Annotated in this window: 1 protein-coding gene; it reads right to left on the bottom strand. The window is 54.9% G+C overall.

Annotation, left to right across the window (positions count from 1 at the left end; translation table 11 throughout):
• Positions 1–32 precede the first annotated feature (32 nt).
• Complete coding sequence (locus ACR6JA_RS22835; RefSeq protein ID WP_131798668.1) at positions 33–218, bottom strand: hypothetical protein; 186 nt, start codon at positions 216–218, stop codon at positions 33–35.
• Positions 219–328 lie beyond the last annotated feature (110 nt).

Here is a 328-nt window from a genome sequence, read left to right as displayed (position 1 = left end):
TGAGCGCCGAGAGCACTTGTAGAAGCAGATGTTCAATCTTTCCGCTCATTTTTCATGACCTCTTCGATAGCTTTCTGTACAAATCCACGAACTGCATCTTCATGTGCCGCGCCCATGTCTTTTCGCAGAATGAGGGCGTCGAGTTCCAGGATGCGTCGGTAGTTACAGCGGGATCGAAGGAACCCTTCGATCGCCGCCAGGTTGGTTGCTTCACTCATGCGCGGGCCCCTTCAATTCGAGCCTCGAAGAATTTCGATGCCGGTGGCATGAGCGACAAATCCGTTGCGATGTCCAAGGTGCGGCGCAGGCCCCCTTCTGGGTAACGTGC

It is taken from the genome of Cedecea sp. B1(4) (genome assembly GCF_059414925.1).
Note: the sequence above shows the minus strand (reverse complement) of the source record. Positions and strands in the feature narration are given on the sequence as shown.

Coding starts and splice junctions, on each gene's coding strand:
- ACR6JA_RS22835 (WP_131798668.1), bottom strand. CDS start 218: ATGAGTGAAGCAACCAACCTGGCGGCGATCGAAGGGTTCCTTCGATCC.